The organism is Pseudomonas sp. HK3, assembly GCF_052920985.1.
The window spans coordinates 804,016-830,999 of record NZ_JBREXD010000001.1; the positions used below are offsets into that span (position 1 = coordinate 804,016).

General features: G+C 45.5%; 28 protein-coding genes and 4 tRNA genes. 6 read left to right on the plus strand and 26 right to left on the minus strand.

Translation table 11 applies throughout. From position 1 onward, the window contains the following. Positions 1-41 precede the first annotated feature (41 nt). The 26 genes from rplJ to ACU6U9_RS03935 all read right to left on the minus strand — a co-directional run bounded on the left by rplJ (position 42) and on the right by ACU6U9_RS03935 (position 21,430). Entirely contained in the window at positions 42-536 is a 495-nt protein-coding gene (gene rplJ, locus ACU6U9_RS03810; RefSeq protein ID WP_446733745.1) for a 50S ribosomal protein L10, read from the minus strand. 250 nt (positions 537-786) lie between these two features. Continuing rightward, entirely contained in the window at positions 787-1,485 is a 699-nt protein-coding gene (gene rplA, locus ACU6U9_RS03815) for a 50S ribosomal protein L1 (protein WP_446733746.1), read from the minus strand. Beyond that, positions 1,485-1,913, minus strand: coding sequence for a 50S ribosomal protein L11 (gene rplK / locus ACU6U9_RS03820; RefSeq protein WP_446733747.1), 429 nt, complete (start codon positions 1,911-1,913; stop codon positions 1,485-1,487). Before rplK ends, rplA begins: the two co-directional genes overlap by 1 nt. Before the next feature lie 168 nt (positions 1,914-2,081). Next, the gene (gene nusG / locus ACU6U9_RS03825; protein ID WP_446733748.1) at positions 2,082-2,621 is read right to left on the minus strand and encodes a transcription termination/antitermination protein NusG; all 540 of its coding nucleotides are present in this window, start codon (positions 2,619-2,621) and stop codon (positions 2,082-2,084) included. A 9-nt stretch (positions 2,622-2,630) separates the two neighbouring features. Beyond that, positions 2,631-2,999 carry a preprotein translocase subunit SecE gene (secE, locus tag ACU6U9_RS03830; RefSeq protein ID WP_446733749.1) on the minus strand — a complete coding sequence of 123 codons (369 nt, stop codon included), beginning with the start codon at positions 2,997-2,999 and terminating at the stop codon, positions 2,631-2,633. Positions 3,000-3,054: 55 nt separating this feature from the next. Next, positions 3,055-3,130, minus strand: a tRNA-Trp gene (locus ACU6U9_RS03835). 204 nt (positions 3,131-3,334) lie between these two features. Next, positions 3,335-4,558: an elongation factor Tu gene (gene tuf, locus ACU6U9_RS03840; RefSeq protein WP_446733741.1), complete on the minus strand. Its 1,224-nt coding sequence runs from the start codon at positions 4,556-4,558 to the stop codon at positions 3,335-3,337. Positions 4,559-4,653: 95 nt separating this feature from the next. Continuing rightward, positions 4,654-4,729, minus strand: a tRNA-Thr gene (locus ACU6U9_RS03845). 5 nt (positions 4,730-4,734) lie between these two features. Beyond that, a tRNA-Gly gene (locus ACU6U9_RS03850) sits at positions 4,735-4,808 on the minus strand. Between the two features lie 55 nt (positions 4,809-4,863). Continuing rightward, a tRNA-Tyr gene (locus tag ACU6U9_RS03855) sits at positions 4,864-4,947 on the minus strand. A 145-nt stretch (positions 4,948-5,092) separates the two neighbouring features. Further along, positions 5,093-5,761: a hypothetical protein gene (locus ACU6U9_RS03860; protein ID WP_446733750.1), complete on the minus strand. Its 669-nt coding sequence runs from the start codon at positions 5,759-5,761 to the stop codon at positions 5,093-5,095. Positions 5,762-5,767: 6 nt separating this feature from the next. Continuing rightward, the gene (locus tag ACU6U9_RS03865) at positions 5,768-6,460 is read right to left on the minus strand and encodes a type III pantothenate kinase (protein ID WP_446733751.1); all 693 of its coding nucleotides are present in this window, start codon (positions 6,458-6,460) and stop codon (positions 5,768-5,770) included. A 1-nt stretch (position 6,461) separates the two neighbouring features. Beyond that, positions 6,462-7,442 (minus strand): bifunctional biotin--[acetyl-CoA-carboxylase] ligase/biotin operon repressor BirA, encoded by a 981-nt coding sequence (birA, locus tag ACU6U9_RS03870; RefSeq protein ID WP_446733752.1) that lies wholly within the window; start codon positions 7,440-7,442, stop codon positions 6,462-6,464. Between the two features lie 15 nt (positions 7,443-7,457). Then, positions 7,458-7,826 carry a carboxymuconolactone decarboxylase family protein gene (locus ACU6U9_RS03875; RefSeq protein WP_446733753.1) on the minus strand — a complete coding sequence of 123 codons (369 nt, stop codon included), beginning with the start codon at positions 7,824-7,826 and terminating at the stop codon, positions 7,458-7,460. Between the two features lie 145 nt (positions 7,827-7,971). Beyond that, positions 7,972-9,264, minus strand: a complete 1,293-nt coding sequence (locus tag ACU6U9_RS03880) for an adenylosuccinate synthase (protein WP_446733754.1) — start codon at positions 9,262-9,264, stop codon at positions 7,972-7,974. Positions 9,265-9,291: 27 nt separating this feature from the next. Then, a complete protein-coding gene (locus ACU6U9_RS03885) occupies positions 9,292-10,455 on the minus strand; it encodes an ATP phosphoribosyltransferase regulatory subunit (protein WP_446733755.1) in 1,164 nt (387 codons plus the stop codon). A 19-nt stretch (positions 10,456-10,474) separates the two neighbouring features. Further along, complete coding sequence (locus ACU6U9_RS03890; RefSeq protein WP_446733756.1) at positions 10,475-10,675, minus strand: DUF2065 domain-containing protein; 201 nt, start codon at positions 10,673-10,675, stop codon at positions 10,475-10,477. A 282-nt stretch (positions 10,676-10,957) separates the two neighbouring features. Continuing rightward, positions 10,958-11,830, minus strand: coding sequence for a protease modulator HflC (hflC, locus tag ACU6U9_RS03895; protein ID WP_446733757.1), 873 nt, complete (start codon positions 11,828-11,830; stop codon positions 10,958-10,960). Further along, positions 11,830-12,993, minus strand: coding sequence for an FtsH protease activity modulator HflK (gene hflK / locus ACU6U9_RS03900; protein ID WP_446733758.1), 1,164 nt, complete (start codon positions 12,991-12,993; stop codon positions 11,830-11,832). Before hflK ends, hflC begins: the two co-directional genes overlap by 1 nt. Before the next feature lie 76 nt (positions 12,994-13,069). Then, positions 13,070-14,377, minus strand: coding sequence for a ribosome rescue GTPase HflX (gene hflX / locus ACU6U9_RS03905; RefSeq protein WP_446733759.1), 1,308 nt, complete (start codon positions 14,375-14,377; stop codon positions 13,070-13,072). Between the two features lie 135 nt (positions 14,378-14,512). Further along, positions 14,513-14,749: an RNA chaperone Hfq gene (gene hfq / locus ACU6U9_RS03910; RefSeq protein WP_446733760.1), complete on the minus strand. Its 237-nt coding sequence runs from the start codon at positions 14,747-14,749 to the stop codon at positions 14,513-14,515. 401 nt (positions 14,750-15,150) lie between these two features. Continuing rightward, positions 15,151-16,098, minus strand: coding sequence for a tRNA (adenosine(37)-N6)-dimethylallyltransferase MiaA (gene miaA, locus ACU6U9_RS03915; protein WP_446733761.1), 948 nt, complete (start codon positions 16,096-16,098; stop codon positions 15,151-15,153). Continuing rightward, positions 16,098-17,996 (minus strand): DNA mismatch repair endonuclease MutL, encoded by a 1,899-nt coding sequence (gene mutL, locus ACU6U9_RS03920; RefSeq protein ID WP_446733762.1) that lies wholly within the window; start codon positions 17,994-17,996, stop codon positions 16,098-16,100. Before mutL ends, miaA begins: the two co-directional genes overlap by 1 nt. A 35-nt stretch (positions 17,997-18,031) precedes the next feature. Beyond that, on the minus strand, positions 18,032-19,330 hold the full coding sequence (locus ACU6U9_RS03925; RefSeq protein WP_446735051.1) for an N-acetylmuramoyl-L-alanine amidase: 1,299 nt from the start codon (positions 19,328-19,330) through the stop codon (positions 18,032-18,034). Between the two features lie 54 nt (positions 19,331-19,384). Continuing rightward, positions 19,385-19,843: a tRNA (adenosine(37)-N6)-threonylcarbamoyltransferase complex ATPase subunit type 1 TsaE gene (gene tsaE, locus ACU6U9_RS03930; protein ID WP_446733763.1), complete on the minus strand. Its 459-nt coding sequence runs from the start codon at positions 19,841-19,843 to the stop codon at positions 19,385-19,387. Positions 19,844-19,894: 51 nt separating this feature from the next. After that, the gene (locus ACU6U9_RS03935) at positions 19,895-21,430 is read right to left on the minus strand and encodes an NAD(P)H-hydrate dehydratase (protein WP_446733764.1); all 1,536 of its coding nucleotides are present in this window, start codon (positions 21,428-21,430) and stop codon (positions 19,895-19,897) included. 164 nt (positions 21,431-21,594) lie between these two features. On the opposite strand from ACU6U9_RS03935, the gene ACU6U9_RS03940 reads away from it, so the two are divergent. From ACU6U9_RS03940 to proX, 6 genes are all read left to right on the plus strand, one after another. Then, positions 21,595-21,831, plus strand: coding sequence for a hypothetical protein (locus ACU6U9_RS03940; RefSeq protein ID WP_446733765.1), 237 nt, complete (start codon positions 21,595-21,597; stop codon positions 21,829-21,831). Between the two features lie 6 nt (positions 21,832-21,837). Next, the gene (locus tag ACU6U9_RS03945) at positions 21,838-22,416 is read left to right on the plus strand and encodes a hypothetical protein (protein ID WP_446733766.1); all 579 of its coding nucleotides are present in this window, start codon (positions 21,838-21,840) and stop codon (positions 22,414-22,416) included. A gap of 73 nt (positions 22,417-22,489) precedes the next feature. After that, positions 22,490-23,569, plus strand: coding sequence for a tRNA epoxyqueuosine(34) reductase QueG (gene queG / locus ACU6U9_RS03950; RefSeq protein ID WP_446733767.1), 1,080 nt, complete (start codon positions 22,490-22,492; stop codon positions 23,567-23,569). A gap of 259 nt (positions 23,570-23,828) precedes the next feature. Further along, positions 23,829-25,034 carry a glycine betaine/L-proline ABC transporter ATP-binding protein ProV gene (proV, locus tag ACU6U9_RS03955; RefSeq protein WP_446733768.1) on the plus strand — a complete coding sequence of 402 codons (1,206 nt, stop codon included), beginning with the start codon at positions 23,829-23,831 and terminating at the stop codon, positions 25,032-25,034. Continuing rightward, complete coding sequence (gene proW, locus ACU6U9_RS03960) at positions 25,031-25,969, plus strand: glycine betaine/L-proline ABC transporter permease ProW (protein WP_446733769.1); 939 nt, start codon at positions 25,031-25,033, stop codon at positions 25,967-25,969. The genes proV and proW overlap by 4 nt, the downstream gene beginning before the upstream one ends. A gap of 47 nt (positions 25,970-26,016) precedes the next feature. Then, complete coding sequence (gene proX, locus ACU6U9_RS03965) at positions 26,017-26,982, plus strand: glycine betaine/L-proline ABC transporter substrate-binding protein ProX (protein ID WP_446733770.1); 966 nt, start codon at positions 26,017-26,019, stop codon at positions 26,980-26,982. Positions 26,983-26,984 lie beyond the last annotated feature (2 nt).

A 26,984-nucleotide genomic window follows, 5' to 3' on the forward strand; every position in this document is an offset into this window, starting at 1 on the left:
GCCCATTAATTCTTAAATCGGAAACACACTTAATAAATATATTAAGCAGCTGCTTCTTCTTTCTGATCACGGATAGCGGCAATTGTACGTACCAATTTACCAGCAGATGCTTCTTTCATAACAGCCATTAGCTTGGCGATAGCTTCGTCGTAAGTAGGCAATGTTGCCAACATACCGAAATCAACTAATTCACCTTCAAACGCAGCTACTTTAAGCTCAAATTTGTCGTTCTCTTTCGCGAAATTCTTGAAAATTCGCGCTGCAGCACCTGGGTGCTCAGAAGAGAAGGCAATTAAGCTTGGGCCAGTTAGAGTGCTAGAAATACACTCAACTGAAGTACCTTCGATTGCACGCTTAGCTAGAGTGTTACGAACTACTTTCATCCAGACGCCGTTTTCACGAGCTTCTTTACGAAGAGCAGTCATCGCTCCAACAGTTACGCCACGGGCATCCGCAACAACTGCTGAAAGAGCGCTAGAAGCAGCTTCCTGAACTTCAGCTACGATCGCTTTTTTATCGTTCAGACCTAAAGCCACATTCAACTCCTACAAGTCTAGTTAATGCTCTTACGAGCAAGTTAGGTGCGACTTAACTCAGTACTTATCTATTTACAAATAAAACAGAAATTCTGAATCGGGGTGCACACCATCTGCGCAGGAAATTAAGAAAGTTATTTAGAATTCAGACTCATAAAGCCTCTTAAATAACTAACACCTGCGGTCTTTGACAGTCCTTTTTAAAATTAAAAAGGACCCCAAAGTTCTTTTTCCAACAAATTAAAGAGGATTAAACCGCTTCAACTGTTGATAAATCGATTGTAATACCAGGACCCATCGTAGTAGATAGAGTCGCTTTCTTAAGAAAAGCACCTTTTGCGTTAGCAGGTTTAGCTTTCTTAAGGTCTGCTACTAGAGCAGCTAGGTTTTCAGAAATTGCTTTTTCTTCAAAAGCAACTTTACCTAGAGAACAGTGAATAATACCGTTCTTGTCGTTACGATAGCGTACTTGACCCGCTTTGGCGTTCTTAACAGCAGTCGCAACGTCAGGTGTAACCGTACCCACTTTAGGGTTAGGCATTAGGCCACGAGGACCTAATAGCTGACCTAGCTGACCAACAACACGCATTGCATCAGGAGACGCGATAACAACGCCGAAATCTAGATCGCCGCCTTTCATTTGCGCCATCAAGTCTTCCATACCAACAACATCAGCACCGGCTTCTTTAGCCGCTTCAGCGTTAGCACCTTGAGTGAACACAGCAACACGAACTTCTTTACCAGTACCGTTAGGCAGTACAGTTGCACCACGAACGTTTTGGTCAGATTTACGTGCATCAATGCCAAGGTTAATTGCAACGTCAACAGACTCAGCAAATTTAACAACAGACACTTCTTTTAAAATAGATACCGCTTCAGCAATGCTGTAAGTCTTAAGTACATCTACTTTTGCGCGGAACGCTTTAACGCGTTTTGATAACTTAGCCATTACTCAACACCCTCTGTATCAATACCCATAGCGCGAGCAGAACCAGCGATAGTACGGACAGCTGCATTCATATCAGCAGCAGTTAGGTCTTTCATTTTAAGTTCAGCAATTTCTTCTAGCTGAGCACGAGAGACTTTACCTACTTTATCAGTATTCGGACGAGCAGAACCGCTCTTGATGCCCGCTGCTTTTTTAAGCAGGTAAGATGCTGGTGGCGTCTTGGTTTCAAACGTAAAGCTGCGATCGCTATATACAGTGATGACAACAGGTACTGGACCTTCCATCTTCTGTGTAGATGCGTTAAACGCTTTACAGAATTCCATAATGTTTAGACCGTGCTGACCTAACGCAGGACCTACTGGAGGACTTGGGTTAGCTGCGCCGGCTTTTACTTGTAGCTTAATATAAGCTTCTATTTTCTTAGCCATGATTACCTCTCATTGGGTGATAACGCCTTTCGGCTCCCCTGTTTAAACAAACGCTTTACAAATCGCAGCTGCATGAAAAGCCGACTCAGACCATGGCATTACCATAACCTTCATCAGCTATTCTTATTATTGCAATTTACAGCGCCTCTTAATTAACCCGAAGGCCAATTAAGCCGCTTTTTCTACTTGGCCAAACTCAAGCTCGACAGGTGTAGAACGACCAAAAATTGTAACGGCTACCTTAACGCGAGATTTAACATAATCAACATGTTCAACCACACCATTAAAGTCTGCAAACGGTCCATCGATTACACGAATCATCTCACCAGGCTCATAAATTGTTTTATGAGTAGGCTGACTATCTTCGCCATCTTTAACACGCTGCAATATAGCATCCGCTTCTTTTTTGGTAATAGGTGCAGGCTTATCTGCCGTACCACCAATGAAACCCATTACACGAGGCGTTTCTTTTACCAAATGCCAAGAAGCATCAATCATATCCATTTCAACTAACACATAACCAGGATAGAACTTACGTTCACTCTTGCGCTTTTTACCATCGCGCATTTCGATCACTTCTTCGGTCGGTACTAATATCTCACCGAAGCTATCCTGCATACCTTGCAGTTCAATTTGTTCTCTTAACGAGTTCATCACTCGCTTTTCATAACCTGAGTAGGCATGAACAACATACCAGCGCATAGCCATTGAGCTCTCCTATCCGATCACGCTAGAAACGATCCAGCTTAACAGAGAATCTAGACCCCACAGTATAATTGCAACTAAAATCACTACCGCAACAACAATCATTGTGGTTTGCACGGTTTCTTGGCGAGTAGGCCAAACAACCTTGCGTCGTTCGATGTTGGCTTCTTTAAGCAACGTCAAAAAGGCTTTGCCTTGAGTGGTCATTGCTGCAATGCCAAATGCAACAGCAAATAACGCAACAACACCAAGTATGCGATACAACAAACCAAATTCCGCATACACCTGATTACCAACAACAGCACCCGCAGCTACCGCAATAGCAACTAGCCATTTAAGCATATTCAATGGTGATCTTGTGGTGCTAGTGTTTCCACTCATATTCACAAATTCCTATAGCAAAAAAGTGGCACACGTGCCACTTCCTTAAAAAATTTGGCAGGCCAGGAGGGACTCGAACCCCCAACTTTCGGTTTTGGAGACCGACGCTCTACCAATTGAACTACTGGCCTATCCCGATATACGGGCGGTGAATTCTACCCAAGCTAGTATAAAAATCAACTATTTAGCGCAGATTTACTAAATTTAACAACTTAGTACACACCCGTAAAACAATCTTAAACTTTAAGACCGCTTTCCTACCCCTAAAACATACAAGAGGCTATACCCAAAAAGGCAGCCGAGGCTGCCTTTTCTTTGCATTGTTAAATCAACGATTACTCAGTGATTTTAGCAACAACGCCCGCACCTACAGTACGACCACCTTCACGAATCGCGAAACGTAGACCTTCGTCCATCGCGATTGGGTGAATCAATTCAACTGTTAGTTGAACGTTATCACCAGGCATTACCATTTCTACGCCTTCAGGAAGAATACATTCTCCTGTTACGTCAGTTGTACGGAAGTAGAACTGTGGACGGTAACCTTTGAAGAATGGAGTGTGACGTCCGCCTTCATCTTTACCCAACACGTATACTTCAGCTTCGAACTTAGTGTGTGGAGAGATTGAACCAGGCTTACATAGTACTTGACCACGTTGTACGTCATCACGCTTAGTACCACGTAGTAGTACACCACAGTTTTCGCCAGCACGACCTTCGTCTAGAAGCTTACGGAACATTTCAACACCGGTAACGGTTGTTTTCGTTGTGTCTTTGATACCAACGATTTCAACTTCTTCACCAGTACGTACGATTCCGCGCTCAACACGACCCGTTACTACGGTACCACGACCCTGGATAGAGAATACGTCTTCGATCGGCATGATGAATGCACCGTCGATTGCACGCTCTGGCTCTGGGATGTAGCTGTCTAGTGTTTCAAGCAGTTTCTTAACAGCTGAAGTACCAAGACCGTCAGTGTCGTCGCCATTCAATGCCATTAGTGCAGAACCTGGAACGATTGGAGTGTCGTCACCTGGGAAGTCGTACTCAGATAGTAGGTCACGCAGTTCCATGTCTACTAGTTCTAGCATTTCTTCGTATTCTTCTGTACCAAAACCACCACAATCTTCTGCAAGTAGGTCAGCTTTGTTTAGGAATACAACGATGTATGGTACACCAACCTGACGAGATAGTAGGATGTGCTCACGAGTCTGAGGCATAGGGCCGTCAGTTGCGCCACATACTAGGATCGCGCCGTCCATTTGCGCAGCACCAGTGATCATGTTTTTAACATAATCCGCGTGTCCTGGGCAATCTACGTGTGCGTAGTGACGGTCAGTTGTTTCATATTCAACGTGAGAAGTTGCGATAGTAATACCACGCTCACGTTCTTCTGGGGCGTTATCGATGTTTGCGAAATCTACCGCTTTACCACCGAAAACTTCTGCTGCAACACGAGTTAGTGCTGCTGTTAGCGTAGTCTTACCGTGGTCAACGTGGCCAATTGTGCCTACGTTTACGTGCGGTTTGTTACGCTCAAATTGTTCCTTAGCCATAATAACGCCTCAGTTTTTTTAGCAAGTACATATACACAAAAAGGCAGTCCACCCCATGACAGGATATAAACTACCTTCAATTTAAACTTTATTAATGGTGCTGATAGGCAGATTCGAACTGCCGACCTCATCCTTACCAAGGATGCGCTCTACCGACTGAGCTATATCAGCGACACTGGAGCGGGTAGCGGGAATCGAACCCGCATCATCAGCTTGGAAGGCTGAGGTTCTACCATTGTACCATACCCGCAAAACCTTAAAGGCCAACTCAATCTTATACTGCTTTAAGATCTGCCTAGAAATCATGGTGGTGGGAGCTGGATTCGAACCAGCGAAGCTTTCGCGTCAGATTTACAGTCTGATCCCTTTGGCCACTCGGGAACCCCACCAAATTGTGGCGCAGATTGTGCCGATGCTTGTGTTTGCTGTCAAGTAATTCTATTAAAAATTACATATTTTCAAACACTTAGTCGATACCACCTACTTTCTTCACCACAAGAACTTGGTGAAGAGGGCGCGCACTATACCCAAGTTTTATGCTTGAGGCAAACCCGAATCGCAACGAATTTGCAGCCAAGGATTTTCTTTGCCTTCCATGAGCCGATTTCGGGTTGCCTCATCCACCGGATATTGCGAATCAATAGGTGCGGTTACCCAGTATTGATTGCGAGTCCGCTTGAGGGGCTTAACACTGGCGGTTATGTTTTTTTCAGTCAGGCGCTCAAGCAAACGATCCACTGAAGCCTGCTGAGCAAACAAACCTAATGAAATGCCATTCTCTAGCTCACCCTCTGTAATAACAAAACTATCAACCTTACGCTTTTGCAGTTCTTTTAATTTACGCATCGCCTGCTTACGGTTAGCCAAGGGCGGTAAATAAGCCCAAAACTCTTCTTTAATCACAACCGATTGAGACTCTACTTTTGCGCGCATATCCATCGCCAACATGCGGGCGTAGAGATGTTTGGCATCTAACTCCACAGGATACGGGCCCACCGCCCAACACAATGGACTGTGACTCGAAGGCGACGCACTTATTTCTCTTGGCTTTGAAGGCACCTCGGAAAGCAATCGTATTGGCTGCGCACCCGTTGCGACGGCCACATCAATTGTCGCCTCCTGCGTCACCTGAACTGGCTGAGTAAACTGATAACCTAAGTAAGCAAGGTTGATTATTAATAATGAAACAACAATTAAGCGCATAATCTTCTACTTTGAAAAATAAACCTGCAAGCCATCTAGCACCAAGTCTGACACTAACTCTACTGGCTCAACCAATAACGTTGATAACGCCTCTGCATTGCCTCCCGTCATCCAGATTTTCGCCTCCGGCTGCAATACCCTGTGGTGCTCTACCCAGCATGCGACCATATCTTGAATACCATGATCAACACATTGCTGCGTAGACTGGCCGGGCGCTCGGGCAATTTGCCATGGAGCTTCGGCCAATACCTTGTTCGTTTCTGCTAGCAATGTGGTTTTCATCATTTGAAAGCCAGGGCAAATATATCCACCCACATGCCGACCAAATGCATCCACTATATCGAGTGTAATTGCCGTACCGGCATCCACAATAATATTGACCTGATCTGGATTCTTATGCCATGCAGCCAACATCACCAGCCATCGATCAACCCCCATTCTGTGAGGGTCTTGATAACTATTACTCAACCCCATATGAGACACCTGACTATGGGCAAACCGAGCCTGAGGAAATTGCTCAGAAATCCAAGGATTTTGCTCATCATGAACAGAACTTACCCACACATCCTCAACCAAAGACACCCATGCAGGTGCGTCGATCAACGCTTTTTTTAAATCTAAGCCGCCGTCAAAGCGACCTCGATGATCACACAGACGCCACTTAACACGAGTATTACCAACATCTAACTCTAAACGCATTTCATGCCTCCCCACTCAAACGCAAACTAACCTCGCCAGCATTAATAACCTGCATGCCATGCTCTGTTTTTAACTGATATTCGCCCTTGCCGTTCACACCACAGCCAACACCCTGTATATCACTTGATGGCAAGAGCACTTTCAACGGCTGATCCATAAAGCAATCTGCTTCATTCCACTGCGCTTGAAAGGCCGCAAACCCTGTTTGATCAAACTGTGTTAGTACCGCAACCAATTCACTCACCATATCCGCAGCCAACTGATTACGCGTACCATTAAAACCTAACTGCTTTAAGCCAATTGCCTGCTGATCCAATAGCGCTTGATCTTGTGATGACACATCCAAGTTTAAACCCACACCAATCACCACCTGACAGTTATCCGCAACGTTTCCGGTAATTTCAATCAGAATACCGCCCATTTTTGCAAACACACCGCCGCGCCCAACCAATATGTCATTAGGCCACTTTAAACCCGCATCCTGAATACCATGACGCTGGACAACACGATGTATTGCCAAGCCCACCACCAAACTTAAGCCCTGAATAGCGGCGATACCCTGACTAAATGGCCACAGAACAGAAAAATACAAATTACGCGCAAACGGGCTTAGCCACTGCCGACCGCGACGACCCCGACCAGACGTTTGCATTTCAGCAAAACAAATATGGCGAGCATTATCATTCATTTCTGCTTTTTGCATCATAGCGCTATTGGTTGAATCAATGCTCAACGCTAAGTCGCAACTTTCAAAGCTCTCAGACGGAAAACCACATTCCACCATAACTTCTTTTTTTAAAAGCTCGACAGAATCAGGCAGTCGATAACCTCGCCCTTTTACCGAGTGCAAAGGAATATTCAGCGCGTCTAGTTTCTGCAATTGTTTCCAGATAGCCGCCCGAGAGACACCCAAAGCCGCACCAAGATCTTCACCGGAGTGAAACTGACCATCGGACAAAATCTCAATTAACGCCTGATTCATATATGACTTCCCATATCAGTCTTCCCAAGCATCCAATACTTCCTTGGCTGCACGAAACCCTTCTTGTGCAGCAGGTGCACCACAGTATACTTGTGCATGTAAAAACACAGCTGCTATTTCTTGCTTAGTCGCACCGTTACGCAAGGCCCCACGGGTGTGCCCCTTGATTTCGGTAGGCGCCTTTAAGGCCGTTAACATGGCTAACGTCACTAAACTTCTGGTTTTTAAATCTAAGTCGTCTCGCAACCAAGTAGCACCCCATGCATGCTCATTAATATTATCTTGCATGGGCTGCGTTAGTTCGTCCGCTGCATTTAATGCGCGATCCACAAATTCATCACCCATAACCTGACGTCGAATCTGCTCACCTTTTGATTGAGACATTATCACCTCTTAGACTTTTTGAACCGGACACAATAGTAATCAAAATACTCAACGAAACACAGGACACAAACAACACTAAACATCCCACAAAACAAACAGGCATAAAAAAGCCCAGATAAATCTGGGCTTTTTAGCAGCGCTAGAATCAGATATCGAAACTATGACGCAATACGATGGTCTCTACGCGGTCAGGACCGGTAGAAATAATATCGATTGGCGCTTCGATCGCTTTTTCAATAAAACGAATATACGCCTTTGCATTTTCTGGAAGTTGCTCAAGCTTATTTGCACCCACGGTGCTTTCAGTCCAACCAGGTAGCTCTTCATACACGGGTGTAATTTTTTCAAACTGATCAGCGCTCGCAGGAACGTTCATCATGTTGCCGTCAGCGTCTTTATAACCAACACACACCTTAACCACTTCAAGACCGTCTAATACGTCTAGCTTAGTTAAGCAGATTGCGTTCACCGAGTTTACGCGAATGGCATGCTTAACCAATGCAGCATCAAACCAACCACAACGACGAGAACGCCCAGTGGTGGTACCTTTTTCGTGACCAACTGTCGACAAATGCTCGCCAACTGAATCAAACAATTCAGTTGGGAACGGGCCAGAGCCAACACGTGTCGTGTATGCTTTTGTAATACCCATAATTTGATCTAGGTATAACGGACCAACACCAGAACCACACGCAACGCCGCCCGCAGTGGTGTTTGATGACGTCACAAATGGATAAGTACCGTGATCAATGTCTAGCAGCGTGCCTTGGGCACCTTCAAACATAATATCGCCACCAGCAAGACGAATGCTATGCACAAGATCAACCGCATCAACAACGATGCCTTTGATTTGCTCTGCCCAGTCCATGCAAGACGCTAACGTCTCTTCGTAACTAACTTCATCTACTTTGTAATAATTTTTAAGTGAGAAGTTATGGAATTCCATCACGTCTTTTAATTTATCAGCAAATTCTGGCTGATATAAATCACCCACACGCAAACCGCGACGCGCTACCTTATCTTCATAAGCAGGACCAATACCGCGGCCAGTCGTACCGATTTTTGCATTGCCGCGTTTGATCTCACGAGCCTGATCTAGCGCCACATGATATGGCAAAATCAAAGGCGAGGCGTGAGATAAACGTAAACGCTCCATCACAGGTACGCCACGCGCTTCTAATGCACGCACTTCTTTTAGTAGTGCATCGGGTGCAACCACAACACCGTTACCGATGATGCACTGAACGCCATCACGCAAAATACCTGATGGTATTAAGTGTAACGCCGTTTTCACGCCATCGATTACCAAAGTATGACCCGCATTATGGCCACCTTGGAAACGCACAACAGCAGTTGCTTTTTCGGTTAGAAGGTCAACGATCTTGCCCTTTCCTTCATCACCCCATTGTGTACCTAGTACAACGACATTCTTGCCCATAGCTTGGTTTGCTCTGTAATAATTTGCTTAAAGAGTTTCCACGATCCACTGGTCATTCTTGAGTACCAGTACCGAAGTGCAACCAAAGGCTGCTGGGGTATCAGTATCTGATAACCCATTAATGACTCGCTTGCCTTGTGAGCGTAGTTCACTCACCGCAGACCAGTCCGCATCTACCGGTGCAAAAATGCCATCCTGTGTTGATGCTTGTTTATTTACAATACGAACCCATTGCTTAATATCCGCACTGAATCCTGTGGCCGCTCGAGCGCGACCAAATACAGCTCCGGTGTCATCGTAGCGACCACCTTGAGCCACTGCCTGACCATGACCTGCCACATAGGCTGCAAATACAACGCCTGTGTGATAATCAAAGCCACGAAGCTCAGCCAAATCAATAAAGATATCCACATCTTTAAAGCGTGACTGCAACGTTGCGCAGATTTTACTTAAATTCTCTAGCGAAGATGCCACATCGGCCACGTCACTGAGCGCTTTGGCTTGCTCTAGCACATCAGTTGAACCATTCAACTCAAGCAACGAGACAAAGGCACGCTGTAACTTATCGCCCTGAACATATTGCTCAACTAACAATCGGTATTCAGTCACCGCTTTGTTATTGAGGGTTTCAAAAATTTGGGCTTCTGCTTGCTCGCTCAATTGAGCCGCGTTCACAAGCGCCTTATAAATACCCACATGGCCAATATCTAAATGCACCTGACCTAATTCAACTCGCGCCATGCTTTCTAGCAGTAAAGATAGTATCTCTACATCTGCACAAGGGGCGGACTCGCCGAATAATTCGGCACCAATTAACATAGGTGCGCGACTGCTTAATAACGATTTTGCGCGAGTATGCAAAACAGAGCTGCAATAACTCAGGCGATTAATGCCTTCTTTCGCCCAACTATGGGCATCCATACGCGCAACTTGCGGCGTGATATCCGCACTCACACCCATTAAGCGACCCGTTAACTGATCGGTTACTTTAAAGGTGTGTAAATTTAGATCACTGCCAACACCCGTTAGCAATGATTCAAGAAATTCTAATTGTGGCGGGACAACCAGCTCATATCCCCAATTAGAAAAGGTATCTAATAGGGTACGGCGCATGGTTTCAAGCTGCTTTGCCTCGGGAGGCAAGAGTTCTTCGATACCGTCGGGTAACAACCAGCGATCGGCTTGATTCATACTGAACTCGCTCTTATCTCTAGGTAACTATGATTAAAAGCCCTACACCACAGAGCATGCTCACAAGGCCAACTATTCGCATCGTTTTATCGTCCATGGTGGCTATTTGAACCACCAAGCGACGCCAGCGACTGGGGTACAAAAAGGGAATGATGCCTTCCAGTACCAAAACCAGACTAAATGCGATTAGAATTTGCTGCCAAACAGAGCTGTCTATCATAAGGGTCGCTACATATACGCTCTATATCATCCTGATATCGCGATACACGGTACATCCTGTACATAAAAAAACCGGGGATTAGCCCGGTTTTGCGAATTCTACACGTTTTTTTACCGAATCCCAAGCAGTAAGCAAAGTCGCCCTGCCAGAACCCCTTTCGTCAAACTGAGCCACTCACACAATTGACCCCAAATTATAGTCACAATCTAATGAGCGTTTTCATAAACATAAAAAAAGGCCGCTTAAGCGACCTTTTATGGCTACATAATGGCTTGCGCCAGCTTACTTGCCCCTCATGTCCTTCATATACTTAAAGAAGTCACTATCAGGTTTCAGCAATAACACATCTTCTTGGCCGTTAAAGGTTTGCTCGTAGGCTTTCAAAGAACGTGTGAAAGAATAAAATTCAGGGTCACGGTTAAAGGCTTTAGCATAAATACCGGATGCTTTCGCATCACCTTCACCACGAGTTACTTCAGATTCTTTATATGCATTTGCGACTAATACTGTCTTTTGACGGTCAGCGTCGGCACGAATACCTTCAGCAAGCTCTTTACCTTGAGAACGAAGTTCACGAGCTTCACGCTCACGTTCTGCAGACATTCGACGGTAAACGTTGTTCATCAAGTCTTCTGGCAGATCTATACCTTTAACACGGGTATCTAGGATCTTAATACCAAACTGGCTTTCAGACTGCTGATTAAGAATCTTGGTCAAATGCACCATCAACTCATCACGCTCACCAGAAACCACTTCTTGAACGGTACGGTTAGCAAATTCAGCACGGATGCCATCATTCACTAAGTTAGCCAGTAAGCTAGCCGCTCTAAAACGATCACCTGATGTGGCTTTATAGAAGTCACGAACATTTTCGATTCTCCATTTTACAAAGCTATCAACAATTAAGAACTTTTTACCTGCCGTTAAGAAACGCTCAGGACGGGCATCCAAGGTTAAGATACGCGCATTAAACTTCTTAATGTCATCAATCATAGGCATTTTGATGTGAATACCTGGCTGAATATCATCATCAATGATTTCACCAAAACGCAGCTTAATCGCACGCTCAGTTTCATTCACCATGTACACGCTAGACAAACCAAACAGCACAATAGCAACGGCAACTACGCCAAGAACAATAGACTTAGGACTCATTATCGACCCTCCCTAACACGACCGGCTTGACGCTGACGTAACTCTTCAACAACTTGATCAGCGATACCTGAAATATCCGCATTAGAAGCGGTGCCAGAATCACGAGCACCTCGGTTTGACTCCATGATTTTATCCAATGGGATGTACATCATGTTGTTTCCGCCCTCTACATCAACCAGCACCTTGCTTGAATTACCATACACTTTGCTAATGCTATCTAAGTACAAACGCTCACGAGTAACTTTTGGCGCTTTGCGATATTCTTGATGCAATTTCACAAAACGATCCGCTTCACCTTCTGCTTGAGCAATTACTTGCTCTTCATAAGCATTGGCTTCTTCTAGCATACGCTGTGCTTTACCACGAGCCTCTGGCACGATGGTGTTGGCGTAGGCTTCAGCTTCGTTTACGTAACGCTCTTTATCTAGCTTCGCGCTTTGTACGTCATCGAATGCCGCTTTAACTTGCTGAGGCGCCGTCGCATCTTTGATATTGACTTTATCGATCTCAATACCCGTTTGGTAATTACTCATATATCGTTGCAAACGATCACGTACATTGCCTGCAAGTAACGTACGACCACTGGTTAGAATTGGGTCCATGTTTGTGCTACCCACTTCATGACGCAATGCCGATTCAGCTGCGTGAATAAGCGACTGCTCTGGGTCTTCAACACGTAATGAGAACGAAACAGGATCAACAACACGGTATTGAACGTTCATTGCTACTTCAACGACGTTTTCGTCTTGCGTTAACATAAGCTCTTTGAGTTCAGCATTTCGAACATTGGTCACATTGACAGGGGTCAAAATCTCAATAAACGGAATAATGAAACGCAGGCCAGGCTCTAATGTGCGGTCATATTTACCAACACTTAATACAACGCCACGCTCTTGTTCATCGATTGTGAACACAGACATGTAAACAAACATGCCGATCAAACCAACTAGGATCAAACCAAATAAACCGCCGGCACCAGAGCCGCCATTTTTTGATCCGCCAGTACCGTTTGATTTCTTACCACCAAACATACCGTTTAATTTGTCCATCAATTGCTTTAAGGCTTCATCTAAATCAGGTGGCCCTTGATTGTTGCCACCACGATTATTATTGCCCCAAGGGTCTTTGTCGTTTTTACCGCCACCAGGCTCATTCCAAGCCATAAGCACTCCATTTAGTTTTTTCATATTAAAAAATCATAACCATTTGTTTTTTATGATACGCCAAACAGTATCACTATTACTGCCAGAACTCTTTTTCTTTCGGAATAAATCGCTCTGACGAAATACCCGCTCGAGAAAGTAATTTAAGCATATCTTCTTTTTCTATACGCACATCTAAGACAAACTGACCACTTTCATCAATGGTTTCATTTAAAATAGCGCCCTGATCATACAATAATGCACGCAATTGCCCTTCTTTAGGGCTTAACTCTATCGTTTGTTCAAACAAATTATTGGTAAGCATTTCACCAATCACCTGATTGACAAGCTCAAGACCATTTGCGTCTTTTGCACTGAGCCATACGCGCCAAGGCATACCACTTTCGTCTCGATCAATACGCGACTTCTGCCCCGGCATTAAATCAATCTTATTAAAGACCTGCAGTGTTGGTCGATCCAATGAGTCTATCTCATCTAGCACGATCTCAACTTGTTCCATATTTAACGCACGATCATCATCCGCACAGTCAATCACATGAAGTAATAAATCGGCTTCACGGGTTTCTTGCAATGTTGCTTTAAAAGCGTCTACAAGTTTATGCGGCAGATGGCGGATAAATCCAACTGTATCGACCAATACAATCTCACCCAAACCTTGTACGGGTAAGCGGCGCAACGTTGGATCAAGAGTTGCGAACAATTGATCCGCTGCATAAACCTCAGCATTGGTAAGGGCATTAAATAATGTGGATTTACCCGCATTGGTATAACCGACCAAAGACACAGATGGAATAGACGAACGCTTACGCGCGCGACGACTCTGGTCTCGTTGGCTTTGTACTTTCTTTAAGCGGCTTTTGATTAGTTTTTCGCGATCACGCAATAATCGGCGATCCGCCTCAGATTGGGTTTCACCCGTCCCTCGCATACCATAACCGCCCTGCTGGCGATCTAGGTGCGACCAACCGTGAACAAGACGCGTGGCTTGATATTGCAACTGTGCCAGTTCAACTTGCAACTTACCCTCATGGGTACGGGCACGCTGAGCAAAAATGTCCAGAATCAAACCGGTACGGTCGACTACTCGGCATTCTAATTCGACTTCTAAGTTACGCTGTTGGCTTGGGGATAACGCATGATTGAAAAGAACAAGTTCAGCCTCGCAAAATTCGACGGCTTCACGAACTTCTTCGAGCTTTCCTTTACCAATGTAGGTTCTAGAATCTGGGGAACTGCGAGTGCCAGTAATGAGAGCAAGAGCGGCTAGCCCTGCACTTTGAACTAACTCTTCAAATTCACGGGGATCTTCCTTTTCAGCACCTTCAGGAAAATCAATGTGGACTAGTACTGCGCCTTCGCCGCTATCGGGACGATCAAAAAACAAGGCCTACCTCATATTAAATAATATCGCCCACTGTGGTGCACGATTGCAGGCACAAACAAGCGAAGTAATAGCAAAATAGCTCGCACCATAGACAACCTAGGCTGAATATCGTTCGAGCTATTTAGGATAATTCGATTATTCTTCGTCTTTATCTGTTGCCGGTAGGCGAACATTACGTGACGGCACAACAGTGGAAATGGCGTGTTTATAAACCATTTGGCTCACTGTGTTTTTCAGCACGATGACGAATTGATCAAATGACTCAACCTGACCTTGCAGTTTGATACCATTAACCAAAAAGATGGATACAGGAATACGTTCTTTACGAAGCGCATTCAGGTAAGGGTCTTGTAGGGAGTGCCCTTTTGACATTATTTTTATCTCCTAATGATTGAGCGATTCGCCCATGCCCTATGCAATTGTGCGCGGACTATGCCACAACTATGGCCTCGGATTCTACTATTTTCAAGGCAGAAGGCGCTAACTTTAATGGTTTAGTAACAAATCAATGACAATATGCCAACCATTTATTAAACCTAAGATAAGTATCTATCTACAAAGTGGTAGATGCCGACTTCAACGCTTGGTCATAAATCAATAAGAATGTGCCTTTGATTTATACCGTCTCAATTTTTTACTGCCTTTAAAGTAATAGACGCTTACTTAGTATTTAGTGAAATAAAACTCACGCACACTAAATTTAGCAGCAGCATAACAGACTATAAGGCGGGATTGGGCCAATTAAATTCACTCTTATTAAAACAATATGTTGTTTAAAGCGATGGAACTTCTGACTTCAAAATAGATAGCGCTGTTTTTACTAAATTAGGGTCTTCACTTTCTAGCCAGTTTAAGTTTTTCCAGCCTCGTAACCATGTCACTTGACGCTTAGCGAGCTGGCGTGTTGCGACCACTCCTTTAAAGATCATTTCGTCATAACTTAGTTGCCCATCAAGGTATTCCCATACTTGACGATAGCCCACTGCGCGAATGGCAGGCAAGCTTTCATGCAGGTCACCTCGTTGATACAACGTGCGTACTTCATCAACAAAGCCATCTTTTAACATTTGTTCGAAACGCATTTCGATACGCTCATGCAACGTTTTGCGCTCTTTGGGGCAAATGGCAAATTGCACAACTTGATAAGGGATACTTTTTTGCTGCTGTTGCGCCCAATGCTCGGTCAATGTTTTGCCTGTTAACCGATACACTTCCAATGCACGCTGCACGCGCTGAGGGTCATTCGGGTTTAAACGCGCCGCCGACTCTGGGTCAACTTGCGCTAATTTTTCATGAATAGCAGGCCAACCCATTTCTGCAGCCTCATCTTCTATTTGTTTGCGCACTGCGTCATCTGCTTCTGGTAAATCCGCGGCGCCTTCCAATAAAAATTTAAAGTACAGCATGGTACCGCCCACCAACACCGGCATATTACCTCTTGCTGTGACTTGCGCCATGCAGGTTAAAACATCTTCACGAAAATCTGCGGCACTGTATGGCTCTGACGGATCACGGATATCAATTAAGTGATGCGGATACTGGGCTAGCTCAGCGGTGGTGGGTTTTGCGGTGCCAATGTTCATATCTTTATACACCAGCGCACTGTCGACGCTGATTAATTCACACGGCAGCTCATCATAAAGCGCGCACGCTAGGGCCGTTTTGCCCGAAGCCGTTGGGCCCATAATAAAAATGGCTGGTGGTAATGGTGACTGTGACATTATTGCCCACGCATAAATAATTTATCTAACTCTTTCATTGAAAGCTGCGTCCAAGTGGGGCGACCATGATTGCATTGGCCGCTTCTCTCGGTGATTTCCATGTCACGCAGTAAACCGTTCATTTCAGCTATGGTGAGCTGACGGTTTGCGCGCACGGAACCATGGCATGCCATACTCGACAACACTTCGTTTCTAAACTCGGTCATGTGACGTGAGCCACCATGCTGACGATAATCTTCAAGCACTTTCACCACCAGCGCTTCGCTATTGGCACTGCGCAGTAATACCGGCATTTGACGAATCACTAAGCTTTCAGGGCCTAAACGCTCTAACTGAAAACCAAGCTTAGATAACTCTTGCGCTTGCTGCTCAGCAATATCGGCTTGCTCTTGGCTCACATGAATGGTCTCTGGCACCAGTAACGGTTGCGATGCGATGCCTTGCTCATCATAAGCTACCTTTAAGCGTTCATAGGTAATACGTTCGTGGGCGGCGTGCATATCGACCACGATTAAACCATGCTCGTTTTGCGATAAAATAAACACACCATGTAATTGCGCAACGGCATAACCTAATGGTGGAATTTCTTTATTGCCTGCCGTGTTCATGTCCATGGTCGCCATGGTATTGGTATTAGGCATAGGCTGTGAAAACGAAGAACCACTTGGCACGGCACCGCCTTGATGCAGCTGCCCATAATTTTGCATGTGCTCTTGCACTTGCCCAGGCGCAATCGATTGAGGCGTGTAATTATTTTGCCAAGGATTACCTGTGGCCTGCGCCTGTTGCAATGGCATATTGTTTTGCCCGGCAAACTCACCCGCGGCAATTCCCGTCACGTGTGGCTGGCTGTGCAATTCAGTGTTTGAATCGGCGTTTGGCTCTGGGGTTTCTGGACGCACTTCTCCAAGGGCTTTATGCAACGAGCGGAATAAGAAATCATGCACCAAGCGGCCATCACGAAAGCGAACTTCATGTTTGGTTGGGTGAACGTTTACATCCACCAGCGCCGGGTCTAATTCTAAATACAACACAAACGCGCTGTGGCGGCCATGATATAAAACATCTTGATACGCTTGGCGAATAGCGTGGGCCACAAGTTTGTCACGCACGATACGACCATTTACAAAAAAGTACTGCATATCGGCTTGGCTGCGGCTAAAGGTCGGCAAGCCAACCCAGCCCCATAATCTTAAGCCGGCACCTTCCATTTCGATGCTCACCGCTTCTTTCATAAATTGAGCGTTGAGCAAACTGGCCACCCGTTTTTCTTTATCAAATTCGGATAGGCATGGACGCAAACTGTGGATCACTTTTTGATTGTGACGCAATTGGAATGAGACATCATAACGGCTCAATGCCATGCGCTTAACCACTTCTTCTAAGTGGTTAAATTCGGTTTTTTCGGTACGCAAGAATTTGCGACGAGCAGGCGTGTTAAAAAATAAGTCACGCATTTCAATGGTGGTGCCCACAGGGTGCGCGCACGGTTTAACCTCGGTGGCCATGTCACGGCCTTCGGCTTGCACTTGCCACGCTTCGTCGCTTTCTTGTTCGTGAGAGCTTAATACCAAGCGCGAAACAGACGCAATGGATGCCAATGCTTCGCCGCGAAAACCCAAGCTTTGCACGGACTCTAAATCATCAAGGTCTTTAATTTTACTGGTGGCGTGACGGCTTAACGAAAGCGGAAGGTCGCCTTTTTCAATACCAAAACCATTATCACGGATGCGAATTAACTTAACGCCCCCTTGTTCAATATCCACTTCGATGCGATTAGCACCTGCATCTAGGCTATTTTCAACTAACTCTTTCACCACATTTGCTGGGCGCTCGACAACTTCACCAGCAGCGATTTGGTTAGCAAGACGAGGACTTAAAACTTCGATACGTTTCATGGTGTTCTTTTTGAGTTTGATGAATGTCCAACCCGTTAAGAGGCTGGCACTTTGATCACTTGGCCGACGCGTATGATACTGGTTTTTAAACCATTTAGCTCTTTGAGCGTCGACATGGATGTAGCGTGTCGCTGTGCTATGACAGAGAGCGTATCACCTGGCGCGATGACATATTCTCTTAAGCGATCACTGGTATTACGCACGCTCGCTAGATAGGTACCCGGCGGCGGATACTGCATAAAATAACGCTTGATGCCTTGATAAATCGAGGTGGCCATTCTGCGCTGATACGACGAGGTTTTTAATTTCTTTGCTTCGCCTGGGTTGGATAAAAATCCCGTTTCAATTAACAGTGAAGGAATATCAGGCGACTTTAAAACCGCAAAACCTGCTTGCTCCACCTTACGCTTGTGCAGCTTTGAAACCCCTCCCATGCTGTTAAGCACCATTTGCCCCAAGTCTAGGCTCACACTCAAGCTGGCCGTCATGGACAAATCCAATAGTACACCGGCCAATAAATCTTCTTTGTCGTCTAGGCTGACGCCGCCAACCCCACCGATTAAATCTGATGAGTTTTCTTTATCGGCCAACCAGCGCGCCGCTTCGGATGTGGCGCCTCGCTGCGACAAAGCAAACACGGAACTACCGCTTGCGCGATGACTGCTAAAGGCATCCGCATGAATCGATATAAATAAATCGGCATTCGATGAGCGGGCTTTTTTGGTTCGCTCTCGTAAACCAATGTAGTAATCACCTGTGCGCACTAACACGGGTTTAAAGCCTCGCTCTTTCTTTAATAAAGCCGCCAACTTTTGCGCAATGGCCAATACCACTTTTTTCTCGTAGATCCCACCATGGCCAATGGCACCAGGGTCTTCACCGCCGTGCCCCGCATCAATGGCAATAATAATGTCACGGCTTGTGGCTTGGGTTTGTTTTGCATCCAGTATGGGTTTGGATATGGTTAGTGGTCGCGTGCCGACGTTTCTAGGTAATAAATCTACCACCAGACGATGACTGTATTGATCATTGGGCGCCAGAGGAAAACTCTTGGCATCCACCGCGTGGCGTAAATCCAATACGATGCGCAGGTCTTTTTTATCACGCATGCCCCAACGCACTTTTTTAATGGGGCCAACTTTTAGGTCGAGGTCTTTGAGTGAGTCCAGCATTTTGCTGTTCTCAATATCAATCACCAAGCGATTAGGCGAGCTTAATGGGAAAATTTTATGTTCGAATTTCTCATTTAAATCAAAGACAAGACGTGAGTTATCGGGGGCGTGCCAAAGCCTAACCCCTTGCACATCGGCAAGCGTTAGGCTGGATATTGTCATTAATAAAACGGCTAATACGGTACGCACGTTACTTCTTTTTATTGGAATGAAACTCTATGCCCAAGCCATTAGCTGGGCGCGTCCTTTTTCGGAATGACTATTAAACGTCAATTCCCGACCTTGTTGCCAAGGTTCAATCACGATGTCGATATCGGCTTCAGGTAACACACCCGCCCCTTTTTCTGGCCATTCGATTAAGCACAATGTGTCATCTGCAAAATAATCTCGAACCCCCATAAACTCTAATTCTTCTGGGTCTGCTAAGCGGTACAAGTCAAAGTGGTAAACACGCAGGGTACCAAGCTCATAAGGTTCTACCAAGGTGTAAGTGGGGCTTTTTACATTTCCGTTATGACCCAAGCCCTGAATCAAACCGCGGCTCAAAGTGGTTTTCCCCATTCCTAGGTCACCATGTAAGTGAATCACTAAACCGGGCTGTAAAGACTTCGCCTTAGATTGGGTCCAATCTAGCATGGCCTGCTCATCGGTAAACTGCTGTGATATTTGGTCCATCTGTGTCTCTATCTATATGAATGACAATCAATTAATAACGACCGTAATTTGTCAATTTAGCAACTGGCGTAATTCAACTAGCAAATCACTGGCCAGTAAACTACTTTGTCCTTGTTTTGAGCCCTCGTCGGCAGCTGCGCTATGTAAACATACCGCGCCACTGATCACTTGATGGCAATGCTTAGGGAGTGCGTCCAAATGCTGAGCCATAAAGCTGGCGGCGATTCCGGTTAACACATCGCCCATACCGCCACTGGCCATGCCAGGATTACCATCTGTGCAAACGTTAATGCCTTTGTGATCACCCATGATGGAACCTGCGCCTTTTAATACCACATAACTGCTATATCGTTCACTTAATAGCCGTAATGCAGCAAAGCGATCTTGAGCGATTGTTGGTATATCGACCCCTAATAAGCGGGCCGCTTCCCCTGCATGGGGTGTCATCACACTCACTCGCTGCGACAAATTATGCTTAATATTCCCTTGTGCCAGTAAATTCAATGCGTCCGCATCCAGTACAACGGGCAACTGGGTTTGCATCACTTGTTGTAGCATTTGTTGACCCCAGCTACTTTGACCAAGGCCTGGGCCAATGGCTATAACATCCGCTTTGGCCAGCAAAGGTAATAACTGCTGGCCAGACTCGATACCGTGCGCCATGACTTCTGGCTGACGCGCCACAATAGCCGATACATGTTCTGGGCGAGTTGCCACACTGACCCGCCCTGCACCACTGCGCAATGCCGCCGAGGCACTTAAGCTTACCGCGCCCGCCATACCACTATCGCCACCAATAATCAGAACGTGACCAAAATCGCCTTTGTGTGCGGTGACTTTTCTTGGGTGAAAAAACGGCCCTTGTTGAATGCTGTGCCAATTAAGCAAACGCGAACTGGTTTGTAGGTGGGAGCGAACCGTTTTGGGTATCCCCAAATTAGCCATTCGAACTTGCCCAACGTAGTCAGGGGCATCGCCTGTGAATAAACCTTGTTTGTTGAGGAGCATCGTAACGGTGATGTCCGCAATCACAGCAACCTCTGCCACATAACCCGTTGTAGCGTTAACACCGGAAGGCACATCCAATGATAAAACAGGCAACGGACTGTCATTCACTTGCGTAATCAATTCGGCAACGTCTTCACTTGGCGCGCCAGTCATACCAACCCCTAAGAGCGCATCAACGATGACACAATTAGGCTTATACCAATTAATTTGTGCACTTGATATTACGCTTAACCCTGAGGTTATGGCTGCTTCAGCGGCCTGCTTGGCCTCGCCTTCTAAGCGATAAATAGGGCCGTCAAAGACGAGCTGAACATCGATGCCATGCTCTTGTGCAATGCTGGCCATTTCAAAACCGTCGCCGCCGTTGTTACCTTTACCGCATAACATGATGAGCTCTTGCACATTGGGCCATTCACTTAGCATGACAGCAAAAGCCGCTTGAGCCGCCTGTTGCATTAGCGCATAACCAGAAAACCCTAAGTCATCAATACAATGGCGATCTAGCTTTTGGCATTGCTGAGCGGTGTATAGCGCAATTCCCATATCTGATTTCAAGCGCAGTGCTGTTTGTGTCGTCATCCGTGCCTACCACAATCGTAAATAAGCCGATTATACCTGCATCACGCAAGTTCTCCATGGTTCAAATTAAAGGAGCGTTTACTCGTTTTTAAGAAAAATTGACGCCATGAATGATTTATTATCCAATTCGCGCCTTTGTGCTGATTGAAATTTAATGGATTAAAATGAAAGCCATTCTACTCGTTTTAACATTGTGTACCGCTCAACTAAGCTGGGCGTTGTCGTTTCCGACTGAGTTTGATAAAGACATAAAGGATTGTGAGGCGTTACTTGAAGACGTCGCGCAATCAAAATGCGGGAAAACCGCATTGGGGCTGTTAAAAGGGGTCTATTTAAAAATTGGGCTTAACTTTTCTAGACGCTCCATGAAATTTGAGAAAACAAATATCAACGAAACCTAATTTGAAATGGTCGGCGAGCTCACTCCATCACCCTTACTTTCACTTAGTTTAGGTGACAATTATTTCGAGAACTCAAACTTTGGCTATCAACTGGGTGGCAGTTATTTCTCAGACACCGCGTTTAAACAGAAAATATCTCGTGGCGATCACAGCAAATCGGTTGATCTACTCACTTACAGTAAAATGACGGTTTACGCATTTTCACCTACCTTGTTTTATACCTTTAGCCGAGAAGACGACACGCCAGACAATGCACTAACCACTGGCTTGGGGCTTAATGTTGGTTACTCCAAAGTAAAAGGCACCGCCTATGTCACTGATGATAAAACCAATAGCGCGTGTTACGCCGCCGGTTCAAATTTACTAAAAGGCACCGCGAGCAAGTCTGATATCAAGCAAAATTGTCGTCTTGATGATTATGATTCAGATGGTCTCAGTTATGGTGCGCGCCTGTATTTAGCCTATGAATTTGAAAAATGGATCACTGAGCTTTCAAGCAGTGTCTATATTCAGGGGATCGAACGCGGCTATAAGTTTTCGACCTATGACATAAGCCTAGGGATTTCACGCAAGTTGGGGTTTTAATAGCAGTAATTCATAGAGATAGCCTGCTAAGTGACGTAAAATTCAGCGTTTCTCTAAAAGGTTTCTTGTGTTTATGATCACCCCAGAACAAAGCCAAGCGCTGGCAAACGATATAAAAGTCTGGGGACAAGAGCTGGGCTTTGCCCAAGTGGCGATTACCGATGTGGACTTGCAAGCCCACGGCGAGCGCTTAGTCGAATGGCTAGATAAAGGCTACCACGGTGAAATGGCATACATGGCCGATCACGATGACATGCGTTACCGCCCTGAAAAACTCCATCCCGGCACCTTTCGCATTATCAGTTTGCGCATGGATTACATGGCTCCTGAAGTGGAGACCATTCGCGTACTGAATAACCCCAATCAAGCTTACATAAGCCGTTATGCATTAGGCCGTGATTACCACAAACTTATGCGCAAACGCATTACCCAACTGGGCAAAAAAATAGAACAAGCCATTAGCGAATTAGAGCTGTCGCCTAACTTTCGCGCCTTTGTCGACAGCGCACCAGTACTTGAACGCGGCCTTGCGCAAAAAGCGGGGATGGGTTGGATTGGTAAGAATGCCATGCTCATTAACCCAAAAGCTGGCAGCTATTTTTTCTTGGGGGAATTGTTCACTAATTTACCTCTGCCTATTGATGAGCCTTATAAAGAAATGAATTGCGGCAGTTGCACCGCCTGCATCACAGAATGTCCCACTGGCGCTATTGTGGATAACCACGTGGTCGATGGGCGTAAATGCATTTCGTATTTAACCATCGAATTAAAAACCGCGATCCCGGTGGCGCTGCGCAGCAAAATGGGCAATCGTATTTTTGGTTGTGACGACTGCCAACTGTGCTGCCCTTGGAATAAATTCACTAAGGCATCCCAAGAAAAAGATTTCACCCCGCGCCACAACCTAGACACGGCCACCCTGCTCGAATTATTTGCGTGGGATGAAGCCACTTTTTTAAGTAAAACCGAAGGCACCCCCATACGCCGTGCGGGCCATGAACGCTGGATACGCAACATTGCCGTGGCACTGGGTAATGCGCCGTATTCATCTGAAATCATTACAGCTCTAAACGATAAATCTCATTTCAACTCTGAATTAGTACAAGAGCACGTCAGTTGGGCACTCACGCAGCAGCTTTCTCATCAACGTTAAACCCCGCATCACACTAAAAGCAAACACCTGCAACCCCTGCAAATTGGCGATTTAGCTGTCACAATGTTATGGTTTGATGCATCACCACGCACTTAGATTGATATGAGTCGTAGGCTCAGGGCTAAAAATAAAAATCATTAGACATCTAAACGCGGTCAAAACGAGTACGAGCATCAACTGATTCGCTTAAACCAATAATTGACGCGTTATTTTTCAGCCCCATCTAAAACTCAAGCAATAAAAAGCCAAGGGCGGTTCAATGAAAACAAAATTATCTATACAGCATGTGTATAAGATTTTTGGTAAGAACCCGAAAAAAGCCATGAGAATGGTGGAGCAAGGGAAGACAAAAGATCAAATATTCGCTGCAATCGGACAAACTGTCGGTGTAAAAGACGCCTCCTTCGACATTTACGAAGGCGAGATTTTCGTCATTATGGGGCTTTCCGGTTCAGGTAAGTCCACCATGGTACGCATGCTTAACCGCTTAATTGAACCAACCCAAGGCAAAATATTTTTAGATGATACCGACATCGCCTTACTCGACGAAGAGGCGCTTCGCCAAATACGTTTGCATAAAATTTCCATGGTGTTTCAATCCTTCGCACTCATGCCTCATATCAGTGTGCGCGACAACGTGGCCTTCGGCTTAGATTTAGCCGGTGAAGTCTCCATTGAAGAGCGCCAAAAACGAGCCGATGCGGCTCTAGACCGTGTGGGTTTATTACCCAATGCAGATTCTTACCCAAGAGAGCTTTCGGGTGGTATGCAGCAACGTGTTGGCTTAGCCCGTGCGCTTTGTATTAATCCTGATGTATTGCTGATGGATGAAGCGTTCAGTGCCCTCGACCCGCTTATTCGTACCGAAATGCAAGACGAATTATTACGCTTACAAGCCGAAGATAAACGCACCATTGTATTCATTTCCCACGACTTAGATGAAGCGGTACGCATTGGTGATCGCATTGCCATCATGCAAGGTGGTGAAGTAGTTCAAGTGGGCACACCCGATGACATCATCAATAATCCCGCAAACGATTATGTGCGTTCGTTTTTCCGCGGTGTCGATGTCAGCACCGTACTAACCGCAAAAGATGTTGCTCGTCGCACACAGCAAACCTTAATCAAAAAGACATCCGATACCGGCATCAGCACAAGTTTACAGCTGTTAAAAGATAATGATCGTGACTTCGGATATGTGGTCGACGCCAGCAATCAGTTCATTGGCGTGGTATCAACAGATTCGCTCAAGAAAGCAAAGCAACAAGAAAAGCCTATCGAAAGCGCATTGTTAAAATCACCGCAAACGATTATGGCTGACATACCACTTGGGGATTTGATTTCTGATGTGGCTCAATCACCTTGCTCACCACCGGTTGTTAACGATCAAGGTAAGTTTTTAGGGGTGATTAGTAAAACCGTTTTATTAGAAGCACTGGATCGTCAAACAGGAGAAGCGCTATGAGCCAAGACAACCCATGGGGCACTCAAGAAAACAACAATGCCGATTATCTTGCTGATAAGTCTAACGAAGTCGCTCAAAGTTTTGATTGGACAGAGCCATTCAAAGTAGACGGTGGCATCGTGCCATTTAACGATATGGTAGATGCAACCCTTGATGCTGTGGTGCCTTTTTTACGCCCGTTGTTTCAGGCACTCTCGCAACCCATTGGTTGGATCTTAAACTCCATCGAAGCGTTTTTATTATGGGTACCCGCACCGCTTATCATTATCGCTTTAGCGTTAATGGCTTGGAAATTATCCACCCGTAATATCGCCATTGGCTCGTTTTTAGGCTTGTTAAGCATCGGATTAATTGGCGCATGGGATGATGCCATGGTGACGTTGTCACTCGTCATCACGTCGCTGTTCTTTTGCGTGATCATCGGCTTGCCCATGGGCATTTGGCTATCACGTTCTGACAAAGCGGTCTCAATCGTACGCCCTATTTTAGATGCCATGCAAACCACGCCCGCCTTTGTATATTTGATTCCCATCGTCATGTTATTTAGCCCGGGTAAAGTAGCGGGTGTTGTGGTGACCATTATTTTTGCGGTGCCGCCCATGATTCGCTTAACCAACTTAGGCATTCGCCAAGTCCCGGCTGACTTAATTGAAGCGGCCAAAGCATTTGGCACCAACCCAAAACAACTGCTGTTTAAAGTTCAGCTGCCTCTTGCTTTGCCAACAATTATGGCTGGGGTCAATCAAACCTTAATGCTTGCGCTTTCAATGGTGGTGATTGCTTCTATGATTGCCGTACCGGGTTTGGGTTTAATGGTGTTACAAGGTATTGGGCGAAACGACATAGGCATCGCGGCCGTTGGCGGTTTAGGCATTGTGGTTTTGGCCATCATTTTAGACCGAATCACTCAACACATTGGCCGCACTAAACATTAATTAAACACATGTTTTTGAATTAAACATTCATTTAAAAGGAAGCAGATATGACATTTATGAAATCATTAACCGCCCTGCCGGTTTTGTTGGCCGTCCTTATTTCAGGTTGCTCAGACAAACCTGATGCCGCCACTGAAACCAGCAGTGCCAATAAACCTGGTGCAGGTGTTAGCGTAAAAGGATTCCACAGCCCCATCGCTGAAGAAAAATTTCAAACCTTAGTGATTAACCGTGCACTTGCAGAACTCGGTTATGACGTTCAACCTATTTTAGAAGTTGAATACAACGCAGGCTACACCGCCATTGCACAAAATGACATTCAATGGGCCGCCATAAGTTGGGACCCTCTGCACAATGAAATGTTTAAAAATTCAGGCGGCAACGACAAAATCATTCGATTAGGTAAATACATTACCGGTGCGGCTCAAGGATATTTAATGGACAAAGCCACCGCTGAAAAATACAACATTGATACTATTGATGATTTGAAAGACCCAAAACTGGCTAAATTATTTGACTCAACTGGCGATGGCAAAGCAGACCTAACAGGCTGCCAACCCGGCTGGGGCTGTGAAGCAGTGATCAATCATCAACTTGATGCATTTGAATTACGTGATACCGTCAACCATGTACAAGGCAGCTATGCGGCTATTATTTCTGACACCATTGCACGCTACAAAGCAGGCCAATCAATTGTGTATTACACATGGACTCCTTATTGGGTATCCGGTGTATTAATACCAGGCCAAGATGTAATCTGGCTACAAGTGCCTCGCTCTGCACACCCACAAGGCACCGATACTCAGCTCGCTAATGGTGATAACTATGGGTTTAATGTAAACAGCGAACGAGTCGTTGTGAACAAAGCATTTGCTGATGCAAACCCTGCGGCTAAAAAACTATTTGAAGTGGCTAAATTAAATATCAACGCAATTTCAGCCGAAAACAAACTCATCGCTGATGGTGAAAACACCCTAGCTGATATTGAACGTCACACAACTAACTGGAATTGAAA

What these genes read in the sequence shown, in the direction of transcription:
- miaA (WP_446733761.1), bottom strand. Translation starts at nt 16,098, where the DNA reads ATGTCACAGTCACCATTACCACCAGCCATTTTTATTATGGGCCCAACG.
- proW (WP_446733769.1), top strand. Translation starts at nt 25,031, where the DNA reads ATGAGCCAAGACAACCCATGGGGCACTCAAGAAAACAACAATGCCGAT.
- ACU6U9_RS03940 (WP_446733765.1), top strand. Translation starts at nt 21,595, where the DNA reads ATGAAAGCCATTCTACTCGTTTTAACATTGTGTACCGCTCAACTAAGC.
- ACU6U9_RS03890 (WP_446733756.1), bottom strand. Translation starts at nt 10,675, where the DNA reads ATGATAGACAGCTCTGTTTGGCAGCAAATTCTAATCGCATTTAGTCTG.
- proV (WP_446733768.1), top strand. Translation starts at nt 23,829, where the DNA reads ATGAAAACAAAATTATCTATACAGCATGTGTATAAGATTTTTGGTAAG.
- ACU6U9_RS03925 (WP_446735051.1), bottom strand. Translation starts at nt 19,330, where the DNA reads ATGACAATATCCAGCCTAACGCTTGCCGATGTGCAAGGGGTTAGGCTT.
- rplA (WP_446733746.1), bottom strand. Translation starts at nt 1,485, where the DNA reads ATGGCTAAGTTATCAAAACGCGTTAAAGCGTTCCGCGCAAAAGTAGAT.
- rplK (WP_446733747.1), bottom strand. Translation starts at nt 1,913, where the DNA reads ATGGCTAAGAAAATAGAAGCTTATATTAAGCTACAAGTAAAAGCCGGC.
- proX (WP_446733770.1), top strand. Translation starts at nt 26,017, where the DNA reads ATGACATTTATGAAATCATTAACCGCCCTGCCGGTTTTGTTGGCCGTC.
- ACU6U9_RS03885 (WP_446733755.1), bottom strand. Translation starts at nt 10,455, where the DNA reads ATGAATCAAGCCGATCGCTGGTTGTTACCCGACGGTATCGAAGAACTC.
- tsaE (WP_446733763.1), bottom strand. Translation starts at nt 19,843, where the DNA reads ATGGACCAAATATCACAGCAGTTTACCGATGAGCAGGCCATGCTAGAT.
- secE (WP_446733749.1), bottom strand. Translation starts at nt 2,999, where the DNA reads ATGAGTGGAAACACTAGCACCACAAGATCACCATTGAATATGCTTAAA.
- ACU6U9_RS03865 (WP_446733751.1), bottom strand. Translation starts at nt 6,460, where the DNA reads ATGCGTTTAGAGTTAGATGTTGGTAATACTCGTGTTAAGTGGCGTCTG.
- ACU6U9_RS03935 (WP_446733764.1), bottom strand. Translation starts at nt 21,430, where the DNA reads ATGACGACACAAACAGCACTGCGCTTGAAATCAGATATGGGAATTGCG.
- hflK (WP_446733758.1), bottom strand. Translation starts at nt 12,993, where the DNA reads ATGGCTTGGAATGAGCCTGGTGGCGGTAAAAACGACAAAGACCCTTGG.
- ACU6U9_RS03880 (WP_446733754.1), bottom strand. Translation starts at nt 9,264, where the DNA reads ATGGGCAAGAATGTCGTTGTACTAGGTACACAATGGGGTGATGAAGGA.
- tuf (WP_446733741.1), bottom strand. Translation starts at nt 4,558, where the DNA reads ATGGCTAAGGAACAATTTGAGCGTAACAAACCGCACGTAAACGTAGGC.
- mutL (WP_446733762.1), bottom strand. Translation starts at nt 17,996, where the DNA reads ATGAAACGTATCGAAGTTTTAAGTCCTCGTCTTGCTAACCAAATCGCT.
- ACU6U9_RS03945 (WP_446733766.1), top strand. Translation starts at nt 21,838, where the DNA reads ATGGTCGGCGAGCTCACTCCATCACCCTTACTTTCACTTAGTTTAGGT.
- nusG (WP_446733748.1), bottom strand. Translation starts at nt 2,621, where the DNA reads ATGGCTATGCGCTGGTATGTTGTTCATGCCTACTCAGGTTATGAAAAG.
- birA (WP_446733752.1), bottom strand. Translation starts at nt 7,442, where the DNA reads ATGAATCAGGCGTTAATTGAGATTTTGTCCGATGGTCAGTTTCACTCC.
- ACU6U9_RS03860 (WP_446733750.1), bottom strand. Translation starts at nt 5,761, where the DNA reads ATGCGCTTAATTGTTGTTTCATTATTAATAATCAACCTTGCTTACTTA.
- queG (WP_446733767.1), top strand. Translation starts at nt 22,490, where the DNA reads ATGATCACCCCAGAACAAAGCCAAGCGCTGGCAAACGATATAAAAGTC.
- hflC (WP_446733757.1), bottom strand. Translation starts at nt 11,830, where the DNA reads ATGAGTCCTAAGTCTATTGTTCTTGGCGTAGTTGCCGTTGCTATTGTG.
- hfq (WP_446733760.1), bottom strand. Translation starts at nt 14,749, where the DNA reads ATGTCAAAAGGGCACTCCCTACAAGACCCTTACCTGAATGCGCTTCGT.
- ACU6U9_RS03875 (WP_446733753.1), bottom strand. Translation starts at nt 7,826, where the DNA reads ATGTCTCAATCAAAAGGTGAGCAGATTCGACGTCAGGTTATGGGTGAT.